This window comes from Variovorax sp. YR750, from assembly GCF_900109805.1.
In the GTDB taxonomy this organism is placed as follows: Bacteria; Pseudomonadota; Gammaproteobacteria; order Burkholderiales; family Burkholderiaceae_C; genus Variovorax; species Variovorax gossypii.
The window spans coordinates 245527-268743 of sequence record NZ_FOBJ01000005.1 but is presented as its reverse complement, the minus strand read 5'-3'; the positions used below and the strand labels follow the sequence as shown (position 1 = coordinate 268743).

Genomic DNA, 23217 nt, shown 5'->3' with positions numbered 1-23217 from the left:
ACTTCTCGGCCGGTCCGGCCGCCATGCCGGAGGCGGTGCTGCAACGCGCCGCCGCCGAAATGCTCGACTGGCAAGGCAGCGGCATGAGCGTGATGGAGATGAGCCATCGCGGCAAGGAGTTCGGTTCGATCTGCACGCAGGCCGAAGCCGACCTCCGCACGCTGCTGGCGATTCCCTCGAACTTCCACATCCTGTTCATGCAGGGCGGCGGGCTCGGCGAGAACGCCATCGTTCCGCTGAACCTGTCGCGCGGCAAGACCGCCGACTTCGTCATCACAGGCAGCTGGAGCAGCAAGTCGCACAAGGAAGCGCAGCGCTACTGCGCCGCTCGCGTGGCCGCCAGCAATGCCGACGACCAGCACACGAAACTGCCCGATCCCGCGACCTGGCAGCTCTCGAAGGATGCCTCGTACGTGCACGTGTGCTCGAACGAGACCATCAACGGCATCGAATTCCAGCAATTGCCCGACCTGGCCGCGCTCGGCAGCAGTGCGCCGCTGGTCATCGACTTCTCGTCGCACGTCGCCTCGCGCAGCGTCGACTGGAGCCGCGTGGGCCTCGCGTTCGGCGGCGCCCAGAAGAACCTCGGCCCCGCCGGCCTGACCATCGTGGTCGTGCGCGACGACCTGCTCGGCCATGCGCTCGAGATCTGCCCGAGCGCGTTCAACTACAAGACCGTGGCCGACAACCACTCCATGTACAACACCCCGCCGACCTGGGGCATCTACATGGCGGGGCTCACGTTCAAGTGGCTGCTGGAGCAGACCGAGGACTCGCATACCGGCGTCGCCGCCATGGAGCAGCGCAACATCGCCAAGGCGAAGCTGCTGTACGACTTCATCGACGGCTCCGATTTCTACGCCAACCGTATCGACCCGACCTGCCGCTCGCGGATGAACGTGCCGTTCTTCCTGGCCGACGAGGGCCGCAACGAGGCCTTCCTGGCCGGCGCGCGCGAAGCCGGGCTGCTGCAGCTCAAGGGCCACAAGTCGGTCGGAGGCATGCGCGCGAGCATTTACAACGCCATGCCGCTGGCAGGGGTGCAGGCTCTCGTGGCCTACATGCGAGAATTCGAGCGATCGCATGCCTAGGCGCATGCCCAGCCGCTCGCACCGATGACCGCCTCCGCACCCACACCGCCCTCCTCCTCTCCCGACAATTCCGAAAGCCTGGCCGATCTGCGCGTGCAGATCGACTCGCTCGACCAGCGACTGCTCAGCCTGCTCAACGAGCGGGCCCACGTGGCCGAACTGGTCGGCGAGGTCAAGAAGCGCGAGGGCACGCCGTACTTCCGCCCCGATCGCGTGGCGCAGGTCATCGACAAGATGCAGAAGAGCAATGGCGGCCCGCTCAAGGACATCCACGTGGCCGCCATCTGGCGCGAGATCATGTCGGCCTGCCTGGCGCTCGAGTCGCCGCAGCGCGTGGCCGTGCTCGGCCCCGAAGGCACCTTCTGCGAACAGGCCGCCATCGAGTACTTCGGCGGCGCCGCCGACCTGATCTACTGCGCCAGCTTCGACGAGGTGTTCCACGCCACCGCCGCGGGCAGCGCCCAGTACGGCGTTGTCGGCGTCGAGAACTCGACCGAAGGCGTGGTCACGCGTTCGCTCGACCTCTTCCTGCACTCGCCCACGCACGTCGTCGGCGAAGTCAGCCTGCTGGTTCGCCATCACTTGCTGCGCAGCAGCAACTCGCTCGAAGGCATCGAGGCCGTGCTGGCTCATCCCCAGGCGCTGGCGCAATGCCAGACCTGGCTGTCCAAGCACCTGCCCAACGCCGAGCGGCGAGCCGTGTCGAGCAACGCCGAGGGCGCCCGCCTCGCCGCCACCAATCCGAACTGGGCCGCGCTGGCCGGCGAACGCGCCGCCACGCGCTTCGGCCTGCACATCGTGGCGCATGCGATCCAGGACGACTCCTACAACCGCACCCGCTTCTCGGTGATCTGCCTGCCGCAGACGCTGGCCATGCCGCCGGCATCGGGCCGCGACTGCACGAGCCTGATCGTCTCGGTACCGAACCGCCCCGGCGCGGTGCACGACCTGCTGGTGCCGCTGAAGGTCAACAACGTCTCGATGACGCGCTTCGAGTCGCGCCCCGCGCGCACCGGCCAGTGGGAGTACTACTTCTACATCGACCTCGACGGCCACCCCTCGCAGCCCAACGTGGCTGCCGCGCTGGCCGAGCTGCGCGGACTCTGCGCCTTCTACAAGGTACTGGGCGCCTATCCCGTCAAGGCCTGATCGGCAGGCAGACACACAGAGACAGCATGTTCGAACAACTGGGACTGATCGGCTGCGGCCTGATGGGCGGCTCCTTCGCGCTCGCACTCAAGCGCGCGAAGCTGGTGAAACGCGTGGTGGGCTACAGCAAGTCGCCCTCCACCACCGAACGGGCGCGCCAGCTCGGCGTGATCGACGTGGCGGCGCCCTCTGCGCTGCTGGCGGTGTCGGGCGCCGACATCGTGCTGCTGGCGGTGCCGGTGGCCGCGTCGGAGGCCACTTTCAAGGCCATCCGCCACGGCATCTCGAGCGAGACGCTGGTCATGGACGTGGGCTCGACCAAGGGCGACGTGATCGAGGCCGCACGCAACGGCCTGCAGCGCCAGTTCGCGAGCTTCGTTCCAGCGCACCCCATTGCCGGCAAGGAGCTCTCGGGCATCGAGCATGCCGAGGCCTCGCTCTTCACCGGCCGCCAGGTCGTGCTGACTCCCGTGAAGACCACGCTGCGCTCGAACGTGCAGCGGGCCACGCAGGTCTGGAGCGGCATCGGCGCCAACGTCGTCACGATGACGCACGAGGAGCACGACGGTGCCTTCGCCGCCGTGAGCCATTTGCCGCACCTGCTGGCCTTCGCGTACATCAACGGCCTGGCCGCGCAGCCGCAGGGCGAGCGCTTCCTGAGCCTCGCCGGGCCGGGCTTCCGCGACTTTTCGCGCATCGCCGCGAGCGATCCGGTCATGTGGCGCGACGTGCTGCTGGCCAACCGCGAGCACGTGCTGGAGCAGTCGCGCGCCTTCCGCAAGGCCCTGGACGACTTCGAGGCGATGATGTCCGCAAGCGACCTGCAGGGCCTGGAGCTCTCCATCGCCGCGGCCAGCAAGACGCGGGCGGCCTGGAAGCCGGCCGCCGACACCGCGTCGCAGCAGCAGGACAACTGAGATGTTCTCGACGACCTTCCTCGACCTCCCGCCCCTGACGGGCGCGGCCGGCACGGTACGGCTGCCGGGTTCCAAGAGCATCTCGAACCGCGTGCTCCTGCTGGCGGCGCTCGCCAGCGGCACCACGACCATCCACGACCTGCTCGACTCCGACGACACACGCGTGATGCTCGACGCGCTGCGCGCCCTGGGCTGCGGCGTCGATCCCGACGGCAGCACGCTGCGCATCACCGGCCTCGGCGGGCAGTTGAAGCCCAATAAGGCGCTGCTCCCCCTCTTCCTCGGCAATGCCGGCACGGCCATGCGCCCGCTCACCGCGGCGCTGTCGCTGCTGGGCGGCGAATTCGAACTCAGTGGCGTGCCGCGCATGCACGAGCGCCCCATCGGCGACCTCGTCGACGCGCTGACGCAGCTCGGCTGCCGCATCGACTACCTCGGCAACCCCGGCTACCCGCCGCTGCGCATCCGCCCGGTGCCGCATGGCGAGCTGGCGCTCGACGCCCCGATCCGCGTGCGCGGCGACGTGTCGAGCCAGTTCCTCACCGCGCTGCTGCTGGCGCTGCCGATCGCGGCGGCCGGCGACATCGTGATCGAGGTGGTCGGCGAGCTGATCTCCAAGCCGTACATCGAGATCACGCTGAACCTGCTGGCGCGATTCGGCATCCAGGTGCAGCGCGAAGGCTGGGAGCGCTTCACCATCCCCGCCGGCAGCCGCTACAGCTCGCCCGGCGACATCCACGTCGAGGCCGACGCCTCGTCCGCCAGCTATTTCATCGCGCTCGGCGCCATCGCCACAGGCGTTTCCGGCAAGGACGGCATCCGCATCGAGGGCGTGGGCGCGGACTCGATCCAGGGCGACATCCGCTTCATCGACGCCGCCCGCCAGATGGGCGCGCTGGTCGACAGCGGGCCGAACTGGCTCGAGATCCGCCGCGGCGCCTGGCCGCTCAAGGCCATCGACCTCGACGCGAACCACATTCCGGACGCCGCGATGACGCTGGCCGTGATGGCGCTCTACGCCGACGGCCCCACCACGCTGCGCAACATCGCGAGCTGGCGCGTGAAGGAAACCGACCGCATCGACGCCATGGCCAACGAGCTTCAGAAGCTCGGCGCCACGGTCGAGGCCGGGCCCGATTTCATCCGGGTGCATCCGTTGGCGCAGGCCAGCTGGCACGCCGCGAGCATCCGCACATATGACGACCACCGCGTGGCCATGTGCTTCTCGCTGGCGGCGTTCAACCCGGCCGGCGTACCGGTGCGCATCCTCGATCCGCACTGCGTCGCCAAGACCTTCCCCGACTATTTCGAGACGCTCTTCTCGGTGGCCGAGACCGCCGAGGTGCCGGTGATCTGCATAGACGGCCCGACCGCCTCGGGCAAGGGCACGCTGGCGGCCGAAGTGGCGCGCCTGCTGGGCTACCACTACCTCGATTCGGGTTCGCTCTACCGCGTGACCGGCCTGGCCATGCGCCGCGCCGGCCTGAGCGCCGACTCGCAGCACGAGGCTCAGATAGCCGCCCTCGCCGCCGCCCTGCCCCTGCAGTTCACCGAGGGCAAGGTGCTTCTGGACGGGGAAGACGTCAGCGACGAGATTCGCACCGAGGCAGCCGGCATGGACGCCTCCCGCGTATCCACGCTGCCGGCCGTGCGCGAGGCGCTGCTGACCCTGCAGCAGCGTTTTCGCCAGCTGCCGGGCCTGGTTGCCGACGGCCGCGACATGGGCACCGTGATCTTCCCCGACGCCACGCTCAAGGTCTTCCTCACCGCCAGCGCCGCCCAGCGTGCCGAACGGCGGCATAAGCAGTTGATTTCAAAGGGAATTTCGACTACACTCGACAATCTTCGCTCCGACTTGGAGGCACGTGACGCCAGGGATTCTTCCCGCAGCGTCGCCCCCCTGAAGCCGGCGCAGGACGCCCGCCATCTCGACAACTCCCAGTTGTCCATCGAGCAATCGATCGATACGGTGTTGGACTGGTGGCAGGAAATTCAGCCGTTCAAGCCCGCTTGAGCGGTTTGAAGTGACAACCTTTCAAGTCCGCTTGAAAAGCTGGCGCCAGACGGAATATCCCGAAATATTCATAAGGCGCATACCGCTCCAGCAGGCTCCTTCCGCGCGACAGCGCACCGGCCTGCTGGTTGTTCAACCAACCGGGCTCACGCCCACAAAACCGCCGTCTACAGACCCACAGCAGCCGCACGCAATTTCGCAAGAGCGCCTGCCAACCCTGCCTGACGGAAGGAAACATAAATGTCTGAATCTTTTGCCGATCTGTTCGAAGAGTCCCTGAAGCGTTCCGAAATGCGCACGGGCGAGGTCATCACCGCCGAAGTCGTGCGTGTCGAACACAACCACGTCGTCGTCAACGCCGGTCTGAAGTCCGAAGCGTACGTGCCGATCGAAGAGTTCAAGAACGACAAGGGCGAACTCGAAGTGCAGGCCGGCGACTTCGTTTCCGTTGCCATCGGCAGCGTTGAAAACGGCTACGGCGACACCATCCTCTCGCGCGACACCGCCAAGCGTCTGGCTTCGTGGCTCGCCCTCGAGAAGGCGCTGGAATCGGGCGACTTCGTCACCGGCACCACCAGCGGCAAGGTCAAGGGCGGCCTGACCGTCCTGGTCAACGGCATCCGCGCGTTCCTGCCGGGCTCGCTGATCGACACGCGTCCGATCAAGGACCTGACCCCCTACGAGAACAAGACCCTCGAATTCAAGGTCATCAAGCTGGACCGCAAGCGCAACAACGTCGTGCTGTCGCGCCGCGCCGTGGTCGAAGCCAGCATGGGCGAAGAACGCGCCAAGTTGATGGAAACGCTGAAGGAAGGCGCAGTCGTGCGCGGCGTGGTCAAGAACATCACCGAGTACGGTGCGTTCGTGGACCTCGGCGGCATCGACGGCCTGCTGCACATCACCGACATGGCATGGCGTCGCGTGCGCCACCCGAGCGAAGTCGTTCAGGCCGGCCAGGAAATCACCGCCAAGATCCTCAAGTTCGACACCGAGAAGAACCGCGTGTCGCTGGGTCTGAAGCAGATGGGCGACGACCCGTGGATGGGCGTTTCGCGCCGCTACCCGCAAGGCACCCGCCTGTTCGGCAAGGTCACGAACATTGCCGACTACGGCGCGTTCGTCGAGCTCGAGCCCGGCATCGAAGGCCTGGTGCACGTCTCCGAAATGGACTGGACCAACAAGAACATCGCTCCGAACAAGATCGTCTCGCTGGGCGACGAAGTCGAAGTCATGGTCCTGGAAATCGACGAAGACAAGCGCCGCATCAGCCTGGGCATGAAGCAGTGCAAGGCCAACCCGTGGCAAGAGTTCGCGCAGAACACCAAGCGCGGCGACCGCGTCAAGGGCCCGATCAAGTCGATCACCGACTTCGGCGTGTTCGTGGGTCTGGCTGCCGGCATCGACGGCCTGGTTCACCTGTCCGACCTCTCGTGGAACGAAGCTGGCGAAACCGCCGTTCGCAACTACAAGAAGGGCCAGGAAGTCGAAGCGATCGTGCTGGCAGTCGACGTCGACCGCGAGCGCATCTCGCTGGGCATCAAGCAGCTCGACAGCGACCCGTTCACCACGTTCACCACGGTGAACGACAAGGGCCAGATCGTGACCGGCAAGGTCAAGACGGTCGACGCCCGCGGCGCCGAGATCGACCTGGGTGAAGACATCGTCGGCTACCTGCGTGCTTCGGAAATCTCGCGCGACCGCGTCGAAGATGCCCGCAACGTGCTGAAGGAAGGCGACGAAGTCACGGCCATCGTCGTGAACGTGGATCGCAAGACCCGCAACATCCAGCTGTCGATCAAGCAGAAGGACATGGTCGACGAGCAAGGCGCCATGGCCAGCCTGAGCCAGCAGTCGGCACGCGAGAACGCGGGCACGACCAGCCTGGGCGCCCTGCTGCGCGCCAAGCTGGACAACAACGACAGCAAGTAAGCTGAGCCGGAAGACAGAGCAGGCCCTGGGGCCGCTCTGTCTTTTTTTTCGTCCACGTTTTTCGTTTATGTTTGGCCTATGACACGCTCGGACCTCGTCGAAGAACTCGCAGCCCGCTTTGCACAGCTCACGCACCGCGATGCCGAATACGCCGTCAAGACCATCCTCGACGCGATGAGCGACGCGCTGGTACGCGGGCACCGCATCGAGATCCGCGGCTTTGGCAGCTTCTCGGTCAACCGGCGCCCGCCGCGCATCGGCCGCAACCCGCGCTCGGGCGAGAGCGTGCAGATCCCCGAGAAGCGGGTGCCGCACTTCAAGCCTGGCAAGGCACTGCGCGAAGCCGTCGATGCCCGCACCGCGACGCTCGACTCGAGCGACGGCAACGGCAAGGAAGCCAAGGGCCGCAAGGCCTGAGCCGCACCGGACCAGCGGCCTGCCGCGATGGTTACAAACGTAGAATCGTCCCGCCAACGGGAACGTGCATGAAATACCTCCTGTGGCTGCTCAAGGCAGCCATTTTTTTTACGCTCTTCGCCTTCGCGCTGAACAACCAGCACGACGCGACCGTCTACTTCTTCTTCGGCACCTACTGGCGCGCGCCGCTGGTGCTCGTGGTGCTCGCGGCCTTTGCGGGCGGGCTCGTGGTGGGAGCGCTGGGCATGCTGCCGGGCTGGTGGAAGCATCGCGCCGCGGCAGCGCAGGCACCGGCCAGCACCGAAGCCCAGCCGCCCGCACCGGCGGCCACCGCGGCAGCCGCAACCCCGGCAGCACCGACCATCTCCGCCACCGATCTCCCCGCCGTACGTCAACATGGACTTTGATCCCAGCTGGCTGCTGATCAGCCTGCCCGTCGCCTTCGTGCTGGGCTGGCTCGCATCGCGCTTCGACATCCGCCAGCTCAAGCTGGAGAACCGGCAGGCGCCCAAGGCCTACTTCCGCGGCCTCAACTTCCTGCTCAACGAACAACAGGACCAGGCCATCGACGCCTTCATCGAGGCCGTGCAGAACGACCCCGACACGCAGGAGCTGCACTTCGCGCTCGGCAACCTCTTCCGCCGCCGCGGCGAATACCAGCGCGCCGTGCGCGTGCACGAGCACCTGCTGGGCCGTGGCGACCTGAGCCGCAGCGACCGCGAGCGCGCGCAGCACGCGCTGGCGCAGGACTTCCTTCGCGCCGGCCTGCTCGACCGCGCCGAGGCCGCGCTGCAAAAGCTCGAAGGCACGCGCTACGAGAACGAGGCACGGCTCGCGCTGCTCGCCATCTACGAGCGCTCGCGCGAATGGGCGCAGGCCGCCGATGTGGCGCAGAAGCTCGACGAGTCCGACCAGGCCAGCTACAGCACGCGCCGCGCGCACCACCTCTGCGAGCAGGCGACGGAACGCGTCGCCGCAGGCGACCTGCCCGGCGCCGAAAAGCTGCTGGCGCAGGCCGTCGAGCTGGCGCCCCAAGCTCCACGCCCGGCCATCGACACCGCCAGCCTGCAGATGCGCAAGGGCGACGCGAACGCGGCCTTCGACACGCTCGTGGCCCTGAGCGACACCGCGCCGCTGGCGCTGCCGCTCTATGCCGCCACGCTGCAGCAGGCCGCCGTGGCCGCGCATCGCGAGGCCGATGCGCTCGAACTGCTGCAGCGGCGCTATGTCGAGTCGCCTTCCATCGACGTGCTCGAGGCGCTGATGGCGCTCGGCGGCAAGCCGTCCGCGACCACGGAAGAACCGGACCCCACGCCGCGCGACGGCTACATCGCGCATCTCGCGCAGCAGCCCTCGCTGGTCGCTGCGTCGCGCTGGCTCGCGGGCGAAAAGTTCGAGCACGAGCAGTTCCATCCGCAGGTGCAGCGCGCGCTCGACCAGGCCACGCGTCCGCTCATGCGCTACCGCTGCGCGGCCTGCGGTTTCGAGGCACACCAGTACTTCTGGCACTGCCCCGGCTGCCAGGCCTGGGACAGCTATCCGCCGCGCCGCGTCGAAGAACTCTGATCACGTTTCTGAACAATGGTCACGTGGAGGCCGGCACGGCCTTCATGCGTCAACGCCCTGCTTTCGTGTCTCGTTGAGCGCGGGCCGACATTTCCGTCGGCTGTCACTCATCAACAAGATTCAGGGAGTTTTAATCACCATGTTCAAGAAGATCCTGGCTACCACGGCCATGCTGTTCGCGGTCGCATCGTTCGCCGCCGTCGACGTCAACAAGGGCACGGAAGCCGATCTCGACGGTATCAAGGGCGTCGGCCCGTCGATGTCCAAGCGCATCCTCGATGCACGCAAGACGGGCGAGTTCAAGGACTGGCCCGACTTCATGCAGCGCGTGAAGGGCGTGAAGGAGAAGAAGGCGGCCAAGCTCTCGGCAGAAGGCCTGACCGTCAACGGCAAGAGCTTCGGCGACGCGGCGCCCACCCCATCGAAGGGAGAGAAGGGAACGAAGGAAGCGAAGGCCGCCAAGCCCTGATTCCGCTTAGGTAGAAATATGCAAAGCCGCCTTCGGGCGGCTTTTTCATGCGCGCGAGCATGCACGCGATGGCAGGGAAAAGCCTCAGGAAGTGGCCCGGAATTTGCACGTAAGCTTCCTTTCGTTTTGCTTTCACTACATTCCGGAGCGAGTCAATGAATCACAAGTTCGGCATTGCCCTCGCGGGCCTCACCCTCGGCGCCGCTGCCTTCGCCCAGACCAAGTGGGACCTCCCCACCGCCTACCCGGCAACCAACTACCACACGGAAAACATCACGCAGTTCGCGAAGGACGTCGACGCGGCCACGGGCGGCAAGGTGAAGATCACGGTGCATGCCAACGCTTCGCTGTTCAAGGCGCCCGAGATCAAGCGCGCGGTGCAGAGCGGCCAGGCGCAGGCCGGCGAGATCCTGCTGGCCAACTTCGCCAACGAGAACCCGATCTACGCGCTCGACGGCGTTCCCTTCCTCGCCACCACCTACCCCGACGCCAGGAAGCTCTACGACGCATCGAAGCCCGCCATGGAGAAGCTGCTCGCGGCCCAGGGCATCAAGGTGCTCTTCGTGGTGCCGTGGGCGCCGCAGGGCATCTACACCAAGAAGGAAATCGGCTCGGTGGCCGATCTGCGCGGCATCAAGTGGCGTGCCTACAGCCCGGCCACAGCCAAGATCGCCGAACTCATCGGCGCGCAGCCGGTGCAGATCCAGCAGGCCGAACTCAGCGCGGCCATGGCCACTGGCGTGATCGAGAGCTACATGAGCTCCGGCTCCACCGGCTACGACACCAAGACCTACGAGCACATCAAGAACTTCTACGACACGCAGGCCTGGATCCCCAAGAACGCGATCCTCGTGAATGCCAAGGCCTTCGACGCGCTCGACGCGACCACCAAGGCCGCCGTCACCAAGGCCGCCGCCGATGCCGAGGCACGCGGCTGGAAGGTGGCCCAGGAGAAGAACGAGGAATACAAGCGCCTGCTCGCCGAGCGCGGCATGAAGATCCACAAGCCCTCGCCCAAGCTCGACGCCGACATGCGCCAGGTCGGCGGCATCATGCAGGCCGACTGGCTGAAGGTTGCCGGCGCCGACGGCGCCGCCATCGTCGACACCTACAAGAAGAAATGATGACGCCCCCACGCTCATCGCTTCGCGTATCGCTGCCCCCCGAGGGGGCGCAGGCCTCCCTTGGGGCGGCCCGGCGGGAGACCTGAGCGATGCGCCGATTCCTCGACCGCCTGTACGACGGTGCAGGCGCGCTGGGCGCGCTCTGCGTGTTCCTGATCTTCGTGCTGATGATCCTGGCCGGCGTGGGCCGGCAGATGAACTGGCATGTGAGCGGCCTCAACGACGTGGTGGCCTGGCTGTGCGCCGCCGCCGCGTTCTTCGCGATGGCGCATGCGTTCCGCCACGGCGACTTCGTGCGCGTGACGCTGCTGCTGGAAGCGGTGTCGCCCAAGGTGCGCCGCGCGCTGGACGTGACCTGCCTGCTGATCGCCGCGGTGTCGGTGGCTTACCTCACCTACTGGGCCACCAGCTTCACTTATGAAAGCTACGAGTTCGCCGAGATGGCGACAGGCCTGGTCGTCATTCCGATCTGGATTCCGCAATCGACCTTCGTGATCGGCTGCTGGCTGCTGCTGATCGCCATGATCGACGAGCTGGTCGGCGTGGTGCGCGGCGAGAAGCCCAGCTACCAGCGCGCCATCGAGGAGCGCCACGCGGCGGGCGACTTCTCATCCGACGTCTGAGCGCACACGACACAACGACAACAACAGCAAAGACACCCGATGTTCGAAAACCTCTGGATGGGCGCGCTGCTGCTCGCGATCATGCTGCTGCTCCTGGCGGGCGGCGTATGGATCGCGATGACACTGGCCATCGTCGGCTGGGTCGGCCAGGCCTTCTTCACCAACACGCTGCCGGGCAAGAACCTGTTCTCGGCCTTCTGGGAGAGCAACGCGAGCTGGGAGCTGGCGGCGCTGCCGCTCTTCATATGGATGGGCGAGATCCTGTTCCGGACCAAGCTCAGCGAGGAGATGTTCGAGGGCCTGCGCCCCTGGCTCAACCGCGTGCCCGGCCGGCTGATGCACACCACCATCCTCGGCTGCGGCGTGTTCGGCTCGGTCTCGGGCTCGTCGGCCGCCACCTGCGCGACCATCGCCAAGGTGGCGCTGCCCGAGCTCAAGCGCCGCGGCTACAACGAGAAGCTCGCCATCGGCTCGCTGGCCACCGCCGGCACGCTGGGCATCCTGATCCCGCCGTCGATCACCATGGTGGTGTACGCGGTGGCGGCCGATGCATCGATCATCCGCATCTTCCTGGCCGGCTTCCTGCCGGGCCTGCTGCTGATGGTGCTGTTCTCGGGCTACATCGGCTGGTGGAGCCTGCGCAACCCGGGCCAGGTGCCGCCCGCGGATCCGCCTACGACCTTCATGGAGAAGATCCGGCTGTCGGGCAACCTCATTCCCTGCGCGCTGCTGATCGTCTTCATCGTCTGGGTGCTGGTGGCCGGCTGGGCCACCGCCACCGAGTGCGCGGCCTTCGGCGTGCTGGGCTCGCTGGCCATCGCGGCCTGGGGCCGCAGCCTCACCTGGAAGAACTTCAAGGACGGCATCATGGGCGCCACGCGCACCAGCTGCATGATCATGTTCATCCTGGCCGGCGCCGCCTTCCTCACCAAGACCATGGCCTTCACCGGCATCCCGCGCGAGCTGGCGGAATGGGTCGACAGCATGCACCTGTCGCCCTACGCGCTGATCGGCGCGCTGGTGCTGGTGTACCTGGTGCTGGGCACCGCGCTCGACGGCATCTCGATGATCGTGCTCACCAGCGCGGTAGTGCTGCCCATGATCCAGAAGGCGGGCTTCGACCTGATCTGGTTCGGCATCTTCATCGTGCTGCTGGTCGAGATCGCCGAGGTCACGCCGCCGGTGGGCTTCAACCTCTTCGTGCTGCAGAACATGACCGGCAAGGACAGCAACGTGATCGCGAAGGCGGCGATCCCGTTCTTCTTCTGCCTGGTGCTGTGCATCGTGCTGATCACGCTGTTCCCGAGCATCGTGACGATCCTGCCGGACGTCGTGATGGGCCGCGAGAAGTAGCCCGGCCGGGCCGCCGCGCGGCTTGCGGATAATCGCGGCCATGCTGCTGAACGTCATCGTCATCTGTCTCGCCGCATGCGTCGGCGCCCTCATGCGCTGGGGCTTCGCCCTCTGGCTCAACCCCGGCGGCATCCTGCCCTGGGGCACGCTGGCCGTGAACCTGATCGGCGGCTATCTCATCGGCGTGGCCATCGGCGTGTTCAGCGGCCTGCCCGACATCAACCCCGCATGGCGGCTGATGGTCATCACCGGCTTCCTCGGTACCCTCACCACCTTCTCGAGCTTCTCTGCGGAAGTCGTGGGCATGCTGACCAGCGGCCGCGTCGGACTCGCAATGGGCACCATCGCGCTGCACCTGGGCGGTTCGCTGTGCATGACCTGGCTCGGCCTGCGCACGGTTCAGGCGTTCTCCTCCTGAATCGCATGAAAACCAGGTGAAAAACTGCCTTATGTCTTGCGGTTATAGATAAGGCTTTCCATAGGGTCGGCCGATAGAATCGACCCCAATGCCCCTGGTCTTTCTCGTCGCACTCCCCTTCATCGCCAGCGTGCTGGCCGCGTTGATGCCGTCCAACGCGCGCAACAGGGAGTCGACCCTCGCGGGGCTGGTCGCGCTGGGCTGCGCCATCCAGGCCGCATGGTTCTTCCCGCAGATCGCCAACGGCGGCGTGCTGCGGCAGCAGATCGAATGGCTGCCGGCCCTGGGCCTCAACCTCGTGTTCCGCATGGACGGCTTCGCATGGCTGTTCTGCATGCTGGTGCTGGGCATCGGCGCGCTGGTGGTGCTCTACGCGCGCTACTACATGTCGGCCTCCGACCCGGTGCCGCGCTTCTTCTCCTTCTTCCTCGCGTTCATGGGCGCGATGATGGGCGTGGTGCTCTCGGGCAACCTCATCCAGATGGTGCTGTTCTGGGAGCTCACCAGCCTGTTCTCGTTCCTGCTGATCGGCTACTGGCACCATCGCCGCGACGCACGGCGCGGCGCGCGCATGGCGCTCACCGTCACCGGCGCGGGCGGGCTGTGCCTGCTGGCCGGCGTGCTGGTGCTGGGCCGCATCACCGGCAGCTACGAGCTCGACAAGGTGCTGGCCTCGGGCGATCTCATCCGCGCGCACGAGCTCTACCCGGCCGCGCTCACGCTGATATTGCTCGGCGCCTTCACCAAGAGCGCGCAGTTCCCGTTCCATTTCTGGCTGCCGCGCGCCATGGCCGCGCCCACGCCGGTGTCGGCCTACCTGCACTCGGCCACCATGGTGAAACTGGGCGTGTTCCTGATGGCGCGGCTGTGGCCCGTGCTCTCGGGCACCGAGCAGTGGTTCTGGATGGTGGGCGGCGCCGGCGCCGTCACGCTGCTGCTCGGCGGCTTCATCGCGATGTTCCAGCGCGACCTGAAGGCGCTGCTGGCCTACTCCACCATCTCGCACCTCGGGCTCATCACGCTGCTGCTGGGCCTGAACAGCCCGCTCGCGGCAGTGGCGGCGGTCTTCCACGTGATGAACCACGCCACCTTCAAGGCGTCGCTCTTCATGGCGGCCGGCATCATCGACCACGAGACCGGCACGCGCGACATCCGCAAGCTCAGCGGCCTGATGCGGCTCATGCCCATCACCGGCACGCTGGCCATCATCGCCAGCGCCTCTATGGCCGGCGTGCCGCTGCTCAACGGCTTTCTCTCGAAGGAAATGTTCTTCGCCGAGACGGTGTTCATCCAGGCCACGCCGTGGGTCGACTCCAGCCTGCCGCTGATCGCCACGCTCGCCGGCATCTTCAGCGTGGCCTACTCGGCGCGCTTCGTGTTCGACGTGTTCTTCGGCCCGCCCTGCGGCGACGAGGTGCCCAAGCATCCGCACGAGCCTCCGCACTGGATGCGCGTGCCGGTCGAGCTTCTGGTGCTGGTGTGCCTGGTAGTGGGGGTGGCGCCGGCGTGGTCCGTCGGGCCGATGCTCGCGGCGGCCGCCACGCCTGTCGTCGGCGGCACGCTGCCCGAATACAGCCTGGCCGTGTGGCACGGCTTCAACCTGCCGCTGCTGATGAGCTTCGTGGCGCTGGCGGGCGGCGCCGCGCTGTACCTGCTGCAGCGCCGCCAGCGCGCGCGCGGCGGCCTCGAGAACACGCCGCTGCTGCACCGCTTCGACGGCCAGGTCATCTTCGAGCACCTCATCGCGCTGCTGAGCGAAGCCGGCCGCCGCAGCCGCCGCCTCTTCGGCACGAAGCGCATGCAGTGGCAGTTGCTGCTGCTGGTGGTGGTGGCCGTCGCGGGCGCAAGCGCTTCGCTGTGGCTCACGCCCGCCGCGCCCGGCACGCGCGAGCTGCTGCCCTTCTCGCCGATGTTCGCCATGACCTGGCTCATCGGCGGCACCTGCGCGGTGGCTGCCGCGTGGCAGGCCAAGTTCCACCGGCTGGCGGCGCTGATGCTGGCTGCGGGCGCGGGCCTGGTCTCGTGCGTCACCTACATCTGGTTCTCGGCCCCCGACCTTGCGCTGACGCAACTGGTGGTCGAGGCCGTCACCACCGTGCTGATCCTGCTGGGCCTGCGCTGGCTGCCGATGCGCAGCAAGGACGTGGTGCAGCCCGCGCGCGCACGGCTCAAGCCCTGGGGCCGCCGCGGCCGCGACCTGCTGATCGCCGCCATCGCGGGCAGCGGCATGGCTGCGCTGGCCTGGGCCATGATGACGCGCACCTTCCCGCAGAGCATCTCGCCCTTCTTCCTCGAGCGCGCGCTCACCGAGGGCGGCGGCACCAACGTGGTCAATGTGATGCTGGTCGACTTCCGCGGCTTCGACACCTTCGGCGAGATCACCGTGCTGGGCATCGTGGCGCTCACCGTGTACGCGCTGCTGCGGCGCTTCCGCCCCGCCATCGAATCGATGGCGCTGCCGATCCAGCAGCGGCTGCAGGCCGACGACGGCAGCAGCGACCTGCTGAACCCGCGCCGCGCCAAGGACACCGCCGTGGGCTACCTGATGGTGCCGGCCGTGCTGGTGCGCCTGCTGCTGCCGGTCTCGGTGCTGGTGTCGGTCTACTTCTTCATGCGCGGCCACAACGCGCCCGGCGGCGGCTTCGTCGCGGGGCTGGTGATGTCGGTCGCGCTGGTGCTGCAGTTCATCGTGTCGGGCACCGAGTGGGTGGAAGAGCACCTTCGCATCTACCCGCGCCGCTGGATCGCCATCGGCCTGCTTCTGGCGCTGGCCACCGGCGGTGGGGCGGTGATCTTCGGCTACCCGTTCCTCACCACGCACACCGCGCACCTGCACCTGCCATTGCTGGGCGAAGTGCACGTGCCCAGCGCCCTCTTCTTCGACATCGGCGTGTTCGCGCTGGTGCTCGGCGCCACCATGCTGATCCTGACCGCGCTGGCCCACCAGTCGATACGAAGCCACCGCTGGGCCGACGAGCAAAAAGAAAAAGAGGCGGAGGCGACCGCCACCGCCACCTCCGAGGGAGGAGCCGGCTGATGGAAATCGTGCTCGCACTCGCCATCGGCGTGCTCACCGGCTCGGGCGTCTACATGCTGCTGCGCCCGCGCACCTTCCAGGTCATCATGGGCCTGACGCTGATCTCGTACGCGGTCAATCTCTTCATCTTCAGCATGGGGCGGCTCAAGGTCGACAGCGAGCCGGTGCTCATCAAGGGCCTCACCGCCACGCTGGCCAACACGGCCGACCCGATGCCGCAGGCGCTGGTGCTCACCGCCATCGTGATCGGCTTCGCGATGACGGCACTCTTCCTCGTCGTGATGCTCGCCTCGCGCGGCATCACCGGCACCGACCACGTGGACGGTGAAGAACGGCAGGAGGCGGAGTGACGGAACTCTTCCATCTGCTCGACCGGCTGCTCGAGTTCAGCATGCCGCACCTGGTGGCGGTGCCGATCCTCGTGCCCATGCTCACGGCCGCGCTCATGCTGCTGCTGGGCGAGAACCGCCGTCGCACCAAGTCGGCCCTGAGCGTGGTCTCGGGCCTTGTCGGCCTGCTGGCGGCGCTGGCGCTGCTGCGCTGGGTGAACGCACCCGACACCGGCGGCGGCCCCGGCTCCATCGGCGTCTACCTGCCGGGCAACTGGCGCGCGCCCTTCGGCATCGTGCTGGTGGCGGACCGGCTCTCGACCATGATGGTGGCGCTCACCGGCGTGATCGCCTTCGCCGCGTCTATCTACTCCACCTCGCGCTGGGACCGCGCGGGCGTGCATTTCCATCCGCTGCTGCAGCTGCAGCTCATGGGCCTGAACGGCGCCTTCCTCACGGGCGACCTGTTCAACCTGTTCGTGTTCTTCGAGGTGATGCTCGCGGCCTCCTACGGCCTGCTGCTGCACGGCTCGGGCCGGCTGCGCGTGCAGGCTGGGCTGCACTACATCGCGATCAATCTCGCGGCGTCCTCGCTGTTCCTGATCGGCGCAGCCATCCTCTACGGCGTGACCGGTACGCTCAACATGGCCGACCTGGGCATGCGCATCGCCGAGCTCGCGCCGGGCGACCGCGGCCTGGTGCACGCGGCCACGGCGATCCTCTTCACCGCATTCTTCGCCAAGGCCGGCGCGTGGCCACTCAATTTCTGGCTGGTGCCGGCCTACAGCTCCGCAGTCTCGCCAGTGGGCGCGGTGTTCGCGCTGCTCACCAAATTGGGCGTCTACACCGTGCTGCGGCTGTGGACTGTGCTCTTCGCGCCCGACACCGGCGCGTCGGCCGCCTTCGGCCAGCCGGTGCTGGTGGGCGCGGGCATCGCCACGCTGTTCGTGGCGGCCTTCGGCATCCTCGGCACGCAACGGCTGTCGAACCTCGCGGGCTTCAGCGTGCTGATGTCGGCCGGCACGCTGCTCGCCGCGGTGGGGCTGGGGCAGCCGGCCGTGTGGGCCGGCGCGCTCTTCTACATGCTGAGCTCCACCCTCGCGGTGAGTGCCTTCTTCCTGCTGATCGACATGATCGAGCGCTGGCGCAATGCCGGCATGAGCGTGGCGCCGCACGAGGCCGCGGGCACCGCGCCCTTCCTGACCGAGGACCTGAGCGCGCTGAGCGATGTGAACCTCGATGACGACGCGCAGGCGCTCTATGGGCGGGCGATCCCGGCCGGCGTTGCCTTCCTCGGCCTGAGCTTCATGATCTGCACGCTGCTTCTGACCGGCCTGCCGCCGCTGTCGGGCTTCGTCGGCAAGTTCGCGATGCTCTCGGGGCTCATGGGTGGCAGCGGCGCGATCGGCGCGACCGGCTGGACTTTTCTGGTGCTGCTGATCGCCTCCGGCTTCCTCGCATTGATCGCGCTGAGCCGCACCGGCATCCGCCATTTCTGGACCCAGCCGCACGGCAACCTTCCCTCGCTGCCGGCGCTCGAGGTGCTGCCGGTGGCCGGGCTCATCGTCGCCTGCATCGCGCTCACGGTCTGGGCCGAGCCGGTGTTGCGCCACGCGATGGCTACCGCCGAGGGCCTGCGCACGCCAATGGCCTACCGCGCGGCAGTGATGGAGGCGCGGCAGGTTCCGAATCCGGTGCCGTCTGCCAAGGCCGAAGGAAAGGGCGCCACGCCATGAAACGCCTGATTCCCTCCCCGCCGCTTTCGCTGGCGCTGCTCGTCATCTGGCTGCTGCTCAACCAGTCGCTCGAAGCGAGCACGCTGCTGTCGGGCGTGCTGCTCGCCATTGCCGTGCCGCTGTTGACCCAGGGCCTGCGGCCCGCCACAGTGCGCATGCGCCGCCCCGGCGTGGCGCTGCGGCTGTGCTGCATCGTGCTCTACGACATGTCGGTGTCGGTGTTCGCGGTGTCACGCGCGCTGCTCACGCGCCGCAGCGAGCACATCCAGGCGAGCTTCCTGCGCATCCCGCTCGACATGCGCGATCCCAACGGGCTCGCGGTGCTCTCGATGATCATGTGCCTCACGCCCGGCACCGCCTGGGGCGAGGTGGCCTTCGATCGCAGCACCCTGCTGATCCACGTGTTCGACCTCGAGGACGAGGCGGCCTTCATCGCGCAGATCAAGAGCCGCTACGAACGTCCGCTGATGGAGATCTTCGAATCATGACGCCCATCCTTTTCTGGTCGCTCAAGTTCGCGCTGTTCCTGCTGGCGGTGGCCATGCTCTGCGCCGTCGCGCGCCTGCTGATCGGCCCTTCCGCGCAAGACCGCGTGATGGCGCTGGACTGCCTCTACATCAACGGCATGCTGATGATGCTGGTGCTGGGCATCGTCTACGCGAGCGACGTGTACTTCGCCGCCGCGATGCTGATCGCGCTGTTCGGCTTCGTGAGCTCGACGGCGATGGCCAAGTTCTTGCTGCGCGGGGAGGTGATCGAATGAACGATTTCATCTTGGGCCCGCTGCCGCTGTGGGCCGAGATCGTCACCGCCGTCTTCGCGGTGCTGGGCGCGGCCTTCGCCGCCATCGGCTCCTTCGGCCTGGTTCGGCTGCCGACCTTCTTCCGCCGCATCCATGCACCCACGCTGGGCGCCACCGGAGGCGTGTGGTCGATGACGGTCGCCACCATCGTGTACTTCTCGGTGCAGGGCCACAGCCTCTCGCTGCACGGCGTGCTGATCGTGCTCTTCGTGGCGCTCACCACGCCGGTCACCACCATCTTCCTGATGCGCGCCGCCTTGTTCCGCGAACGCCAGAAGAACGGCGACGTGCCGCCGCCCTCGCCTTCGGACCAGGGACCGATCCCGCCCTACGAAGGCTGATCGAAAAAAGGCTGCAGCGAGGTCACGCGGCCAGCAGCCGCTCCTTGGCCTGCGCCACTTCCATCTCGCGCGGCAGCGTCACCGCGTTCTTCACCGCGAGAATCTCCGCCATCACGCTCACCGCGATCTCCGGCGGCGTCTTGCTGCCGATGTAGATGCCGATGGGCCCGCGCAGCCGCGCGAGCGATTCCTCGGTCTGGTCGAAGTGCTCGATCATGCGGTCGCGCCGCGCATCGGCATTGCGGCGCGAGCCGATGGCGCCGACGTAGAAGGCATCGCTCTGCAGCGCTTCGAGCAGCGCGAGGTCGTCGAGCTTCGGGTCGTGCGTGAGAGCGACCACGCAGCTGCGGCGGTCGGGCCTGAAGGCGGTCACCGCGTCGTCGGGCATCTCGGTCGTGATCTGCACGCCGGGCAGCGACCAGGCTGTGCGGTACTCGGCGCGCGGGTCGCACAGCGTGACCGCGAAGCCGCTGAACTTGGCCATGGTGGCCAGGTACTCGGCGAGCTGGCCGGCGCCGATCAGCAGCATGCGGTACTCGGGGCCGAAGGTGTTGGTCAGCTCGGTGTCGTTCACCGTGAGCTCGTCGGGCGCCGTCGCCTCGGCAAGCCTCACCGCGCCGGTGGCGAGCGTCACCGTGCGCTGCATGAGCCTGCCTTGCTCCAGCTGCGCCACCAGCAGCTCGAGCGAGCCGGCATCGGGCGCGTACTCGAGCAGCAGCTCCAGCGTGCCGCCACAGGGCAGCCCGAAGCGGTGCGCCTCGTCGGCGGTGATGCCGTACTTCACGAGCGAGGGCGGCGAGCCCAGCGGTACGTTCTCGGCCTTTCCGTGGGCGTGGCTGTAGCGCGCGATCAGGTCGTCCTCGATGCAGCCGCCCGAGACCGAACCGACCACCGCGCCTTCTTCGGCCAGGGCCATGATCGAGCCCACCGGCCGGGGCGACGAGCCCCAGGTTCGCACCACCGTCGCCAGCAGCGCGCGCTTGCCGGCACGCCGCCAGTCGCGCAGCGTGCGAAGCACCATGACGTCGAGGTTTTCCATGACGGCAAGCCCCGCAGTTTCAGGCAGCGTCGCCGCCCGGTGCGGCGGGCGCGTCCTTGTCGTCCTTCTTGCCGAGGCCGATCTTCTTCATGAGGCCCGACATCATCCCGGCCTTCTCGGCAGGCGCCTCGGCGGCTTCCGCCGCGGGTGCGGGCGGCGGGCCGTAGCGGCTCTGCATCTCGGCCTCGAAGCGCTTGAAGAAATCGTCAGCGGTGGACTTGGCGGCGCCATCGATCAGGCGCTGTCCGAGCTGGGCGATCTTGCCGCCGACCTGGGCCTGCACGGTGTAGTCGAGCTCGCAGCCTGCGGCGGGAGCAGGCGGTGTGGCGGCATCCGCCTCGTGCGCGATGCCAGCGTCCGCCGGTGCAGCAACAGCAACAGCAACAGGCGCTTCAGCCGCCACGGGCTTGAGCGTGACGCTCGAGGAGCCCTTAGCGAACCCGGCCACGCCGCCCTGCCCTTCGAAGGTGAGCTTGTAGCCGTCGGGCGCCACGATGTCCGACAGCAGCACCTTGCCGTTGAACTTGGCCGAGACCGGGCCGATCTTGACCGCCAGCGCGACGCTGTACTGGTTGTCGCCCGTGAGCTCGAACTTGTCGCAGCCGGGAATGCACTTCTTCAATGTTTCCGGGTCGTTGAGCGCTTCCCAGGCCTGTTGTTGGGTGACGCCGAGGCGGCGGTTTCCGAGCATTTCCATGGTGGGTTTCCTTTGTCTTCCTTCCCGTGCGCCGCTAGCGGCCCGACCGCATCAGGGCGGCCAGGCTCGCTGCGAGCTGTTCGAGTGCGCTGAGATTGTGAACCGCCAGCATCGCGTCCGCTTGCCGGTGCAATACGGCGGCCCCACGCGCCAGAGGGGCGTAGCCCTCGAAGCGCAGCAGCGGGTTGAGCCACAGCAGGCGGCGCGAATGGCGCTTGAGCCACAGCAGCTCCTGCTCCAGCAGCGAGGGTTCGCCGGTGTCGAGGCCGTCGCTGATCACCAGCACCAGCGTGCGGCGGCCGGTCAGGCGGCGGGCATGCGCGCGGCGCAACTCGGCCAGCGAGGCGCCGAGCCGGGTGCCGCCCGCGAAGTCGTCGATGGCGAGGCTGGCGGCGCCCAGCATGGCGTCGGTGTCGGCCAGCCGGAAGGCCGGCGTCAGGTCGGTCAGCCGGGTGCCGAAGGCGAACACGTCGCGCCGGCCGGCCCGCCGGGTCGAGGCATGAAGAAAGGCCAGCAGCAGGCGTGCGTAGCGCTCCATCGAGCCGGAGACGTCGACCAGCACCAGCAGCGGCAACGGCTGCTCGCGCCGGGCGAGCCGGGGCAGCCGCATGATCTCGCCGCCGGTGCGCGCCGCCTCGTGCAGCACGCCCGGCCAGTGCATGCGCGCATGCTGCCGGCCCGCGTCGCCGGCCACGCGCAGACGACGCGACGGCAGCTCGGGAATGGGCAGGCGGATGTCGCGCGCGAGCCGCTCCACCAGCCGGTATTCGGCGGCGCCGAGCGCATTGAAATCGGCATGCTGCAGGCGCTGCCTGTCGCTCGACGTCATGGCGGCATCGAAATCGATCTCGCGATCGGGCTTTGCCGGCTCGACCGGCTTGGCGAGGGTGCGCGGCGCGCTGAGAGCCTCGCGCACGCGCGGGCGGCGCTTCGAGGGCTCGGCCTTGCCTTCTGCGCTCGGCAGCATCTGGGCGAGCAGCTTGTTGGCCAGTTCCGGGTCGCGGAACCAGGCATCGAAGAGTTCGCGGAACACCATGCGGTCCTGCTCGCGGCTGACCATCACCGCCTCCATGGCTGCGCTCAGGTCGAGCTTGTCTTCCACGCCCACCAGCGTGGCGGCCTCGGCGGCCAGCGCGATGCGCATGGCATCGGTGCGAACGCCCGCGCGGCGCAGCGCCCGGCCGAAGGCGGCGATGTTGCCCGCGAGCTTGCCGCTGCGGACGTCGCCGAGTTGCTGCACGCCGGTGGTGGCCATCGACAGCTCACGCCTCGGGCTTGAGCAGATCCGACGCCAGCTCCTGCGTCAGCGCGGCCACGTCGTCGCGCTGCTTGAACAGGATGCCTGCGGTGTCGACCACCACTTCGGGGTCAAGCTCGACGGTGTCGAGCGCGATCAGCGCCCTCGCCCATTCGACGCTCTCGGCAATGCCGGGCGCGCGCTGGAAGGCGTTGGCGAAAGGCGCCTCGCGCAGCCGCGCGACGAAGGCCGCCACCTGGGCCGACAGCTTCTCGCCGGCCTCGGGCACCTGCGCGCGCACGATGGCCAGCTCGCGCTCACGCTCCGGGTAGTCGAGCCAGTGATAGAGACAGCGGCGCTTGACCGCATCGTTGAGCTCGCGCGTGCGGTTGCTCGTGAGGATGGTGACGGGCGGCGCCACCGCGCGCACCGTGCCCAGCTCGGGAATGCTCACCTGGTATTCGCCCAGGTACTCGAGCAGGAAGGCCTCGAAGGGCTCGTCGGCGCGGTCCACCTCGTCGATCAGCAGCACGGCGCCGGGCAGCGGTGTCTGCAGCGCCTGCAGCAGCGGCCGGCGGATCAGGTAGTGCGGCTGGTAGACCTCGGCCTCCACGTCACGCGCCGCGCCGGTGGCCTCGGCTGCGCGCATGTGCAGCAACTGCGCTGCGTAGTTCCATTCGTAAAGCGCCTCGCGCTGCTCCAGGCCGTCGTAGCACTGCAGGCGCAGCAACTCGCGGCCCAGCGCCGTCGACAGCGCCTTCGCCAGCTCGGTCTTGCCGACGCCGGGCTCGCCTTCGAGCAACAGCGGGCGCTGCAGCTTCAGCGCGAGGAACACGGCCGTGGCCAGCCGGCGGTCGGCGAAGTAGCCGGCCTGCATGAGTCCGGCGGAAAGGGAGTCGATGCTCGGGAAGATCATGGCGAAGCGTAGC

General features: G+C 67.8%; 23 protein-coding genes. 19 read left to right on the top strand and 4 right to left on the bottom strand.

Translation table 11 applies throughout. From position 1 onward, the window contains the following. Window positions 1-23: 23 nt before the first annotated feature. From serC to mnhG, 19 genes are all read left to right on the top strand, one after another. A complete protein-coding gene (gene serC / locus BMY35_RS12805; protein WP_256228366.1) occupies window positions 24-1091 on the top strand; it encodes a 3-phosphoserine/phosphohydroxythreonine transaminase in 1068 nt (355 codons plus the stop codon). Between the two features lie 24 nt (window positions 1092-1115). Beyond that, window positions 1116-2240, top strand: a complete 1125-nt coding sequence (gene pheA / locus BMY35_RS12800; RefSeq protein ID WP_093199070.1) for a prephenate dehydratase — start codon at window positions 1116-1118, stop codon at window positions 2238-2240. A gap of 26 nt (window positions 2241-2266) precedes the next feature. After that, on the top strand, window positions 2267-3157 hold the full coding sequence (locus tag BMY35_RS12795) for a prephenate dehydrogenase (RefSeq protein ID WP_093199067.1): 891 nt from the start codon (window positions 2267-2269) through the stop codon (window positions 3155-3157). A gap of 1 nt (window position 3158) precedes the next feature. Further along, window positions 3159-5171 carry a bifunctional 3-phosphoshikimate 1-carboxyvinyltransferase/cytidylate kinase gene (locus tag BMY35_RS12790; protein ID WP_093199065.1) on the top strand — a complete coding sequence of 671 codons (2013 nt, stop codon included), beginning with the start codon at window positions 3159-3161 and terminating at the stop codon, window positions 5169-5171. 240 nt (window positions 5172-5411) lie between these two features. Further along, entirely contained in the window at window positions 5412-7100 is a 1689-nt protein-coding gene (gene rpsA, locus BMY35_RS12785; protein WP_019654767.1) for a 30S ribosomal protein S1, read from the top strand. A 78-nt stretch (window positions 7101-7178) separates the two neighbouring features. Continuing rightward, on the top strand, window positions 7179-7517 hold the full coding sequence (locus BMY35_RS12780; RefSeq protein WP_093199062.1) for an integration host factor subunit beta: 339 nt from the start codon (window positions 7179-7181) through the stop codon (window positions 7515-7517). A gap of 68 nt (window positions 7518-7585) precedes the next feature. Then, window positions 7586-7924 (top strand): LapA family protein, encoded by a 339-nt coding sequence (locus tag BMY35_RS12775; protein ID WP_093199060.1) that lies wholly within the window; start codon window positions 7586-7588, stop codon window positions 7922-7924. After that, complete coding sequence (gene lapB, locus BMY35_RS12770; protein ID WP_093199058.1) at window positions 7914-9083, top strand: lipopolysaccharide assembly protein LapB; 1170 nt, start codon at window positions 7914-7916, stop codon at window positions 9081-9083. Before BMY35_RS12775 ends, lapB begins: the two co-directional genes overlap by 11 nt. A gap of 139 nt (window positions 9084-9222) precedes the next feature. Continuing rightward, on the top strand, window positions 9223-9552 hold the full coding sequence (locus BMY35_RS12765) for a ComEA family DNA-binding protein (protein ID WP_093199056.1): 330 nt from the start codon (window positions 9223-9225) through the stop codon (window positions 9550-9552). Between the two features lie 155 nt (window positions 9553-9707). Next, window positions 9708-10676 (top strand): TRAP transporter substrate-binding protein, encoded by a 969-nt coding sequence (locus tag BMY35_RS12760; RefSeq protein ID WP_093199053.1) that lies wholly within the window; start codon window positions 9708-9710, stop codon window positions 10674-10676. Between the two features lie 89 nt (window positions 10677-10765). After that, window positions 10766-11299 carry a TRAP transporter small permease gene (locus tag BMY35_RS12755; RefSeq protein WP_093199050.1) on the top strand — a complete coding sequence of 178 codons (534 nt, stop codon included), beginning with the start codon at window positions 10766-10768 and terminating at the stop codon, window positions 11297-11299. Window positions 11300-11338: 39 nt separating this feature from the next. Next, on the top strand, window positions 11339-12652 hold the full coding sequence (locus BMY35_RS12750) for a TRAP transporter large permease (RefSeq protein ID WP_176947441.1): 1314 nt from the start codon (window positions 11339-11341) through the stop codon (window positions 12650-12652). A gap of 40 nt (window positions 12653-12692) precedes the next feature. Further along, window positions 12693-13070: a fluoride efflux transporter CrcB gene (gene crcB / locus BMY35_RS12745; protein WP_093199048.1), complete on the top strand. Its 378-nt coding sequence runs from the start codon at window positions 12693-12695 to the stop codon at window positions 13068-13070. A gap of 88 nt (window positions 13071-13158) precedes the next feature. Next, the gene (locus BMY35_RS12740) at window positions 13159-16107 is read left to right on the top strand and encodes a monovalent cation/H+ antiporter subunit A (protein ID WP_093199045.1); all 2949 of its coding nucleotides are present in this window, start codon (window positions 13159-13161) and stop codon (window positions 16105-16107) included. Beyond that, window positions 16107-16457 (top strand): Na+/H+ antiporter subunit C, encoded by a 351-nt coding sequence (locus tag BMY35_RS12735; RefSeq protein WP_093199043.1) that lies wholly within the window; start codon window positions 16107-16109, stop codon window positions 16455-16457. Before BMY35_RS12740 ends, BMY35_RS12735 begins: the two co-directional genes overlap by 1 nt. A 41-nt stretch (window positions 16458-16498) precedes the next feature. Beyond that, on the top strand, window positions 16499-18172 hold the full coding sequence (locus tag BMY35_RS12730) for a monovalent cation/H+ antiporter subunit D (RefSeq protein ID WP_093199638.1): 1674 nt from the start codon (window positions 16499-16501) through the stop codon (window positions 18170-18172). Then, a complete protein-coding gene (locus BMY35_RS12725; RefSeq protein WP_093199040.1) occupies window positions 18169-18660 on the top strand; it encodes a Na+/H+ antiporter subunit E in 492 nt (163 codons plus the stop codon). The genes BMY35_RS12730 and BMY35_RS12725 overlap by 4 nt, the downstream gene beginning before the upstream one ends. Continuing rightward, on the top strand, window positions 18657-18935 hold the full coding sequence (locus BMY35_RS12720) for a K+/H+ antiporter subunit F (protein ID WP_019654754.1): 279 nt from the start codon (window positions 18657-18659) through the stop codon (window positions 18933-18935). Before BMY35_RS12725 ends, BMY35_RS12720 begins: the two co-directional genes overlap by 4 nt. Beyond that, a complete protein-coding gene (gene mnhG, locus BMY35_RS12715) occupies window positions 18932-19315 on the top strand; it encodes a monovalent cation/H(+) antiporter subunit G (RefSeq protein ID WP_093199037.1) in 384 nt (127 codons plus the stop codon). The genes BMY35_RS12720 and mnhG overlap by 4 nt, the downstream gene beginning before the upstream one ends. A gap of 22 nt (window positions 19316-19337) precedes the next feature. Here mnhG and BMY35_RS12710 read toward each other — a convergent pair whose 3' ends face one another. Genes BMY35_RS12710 through BMY35_RS12695 form a run of 4 tightly spaced genes read right to left on the bottom strand, consistent with a single transcriptional unit; the run spans window position 19338 to window position 23204 of the window. Next, window positions 19338-20354, bottom strand: coding sequence for an XdhC family protein (locus BMY35_RS12710; RefSeq protein ID WP_093199033.1), 1017 nt, complete (start codon window positions 20352-20354; stop codon window positions 19338-19340). 19 nt (window positions 20355-20373) lie between these two features. Next, window positions 20374-21051, bottom strand: coding sequence for an SRPBCC family protein (locus BMY35_RS12705; protein WP_093199030.1), 678 nt, complete (start codon window positions 21049-21051; stop codon window positions 20374-20376). A 34-nt stretch (window positions 21052-21085) separates the two neighbouring features. After that, window positions 21086-22306, bottom strand: a complete 1221-nt coding sequence (locus tag BMY35_RS12700) for a vWA domain-containing protein (protein ID WP_093199027.1) — start codon at window positions 22304-22306, stop codon at window positions 21086-21088. 7 nt (window positions 22307-22313) lie between these two features. Next, window positions 22314-23204, bottom strand: a complete 891-nt coding sequence (locus BMY35_RS12695; protein ID WP_093199024.1) for an AAA family ATPase — start codon at window positions 23202-23204, stop codon at window positions 22314-22316. Window positions 23205-23217 lie beyond the last annotated feature (13 nt).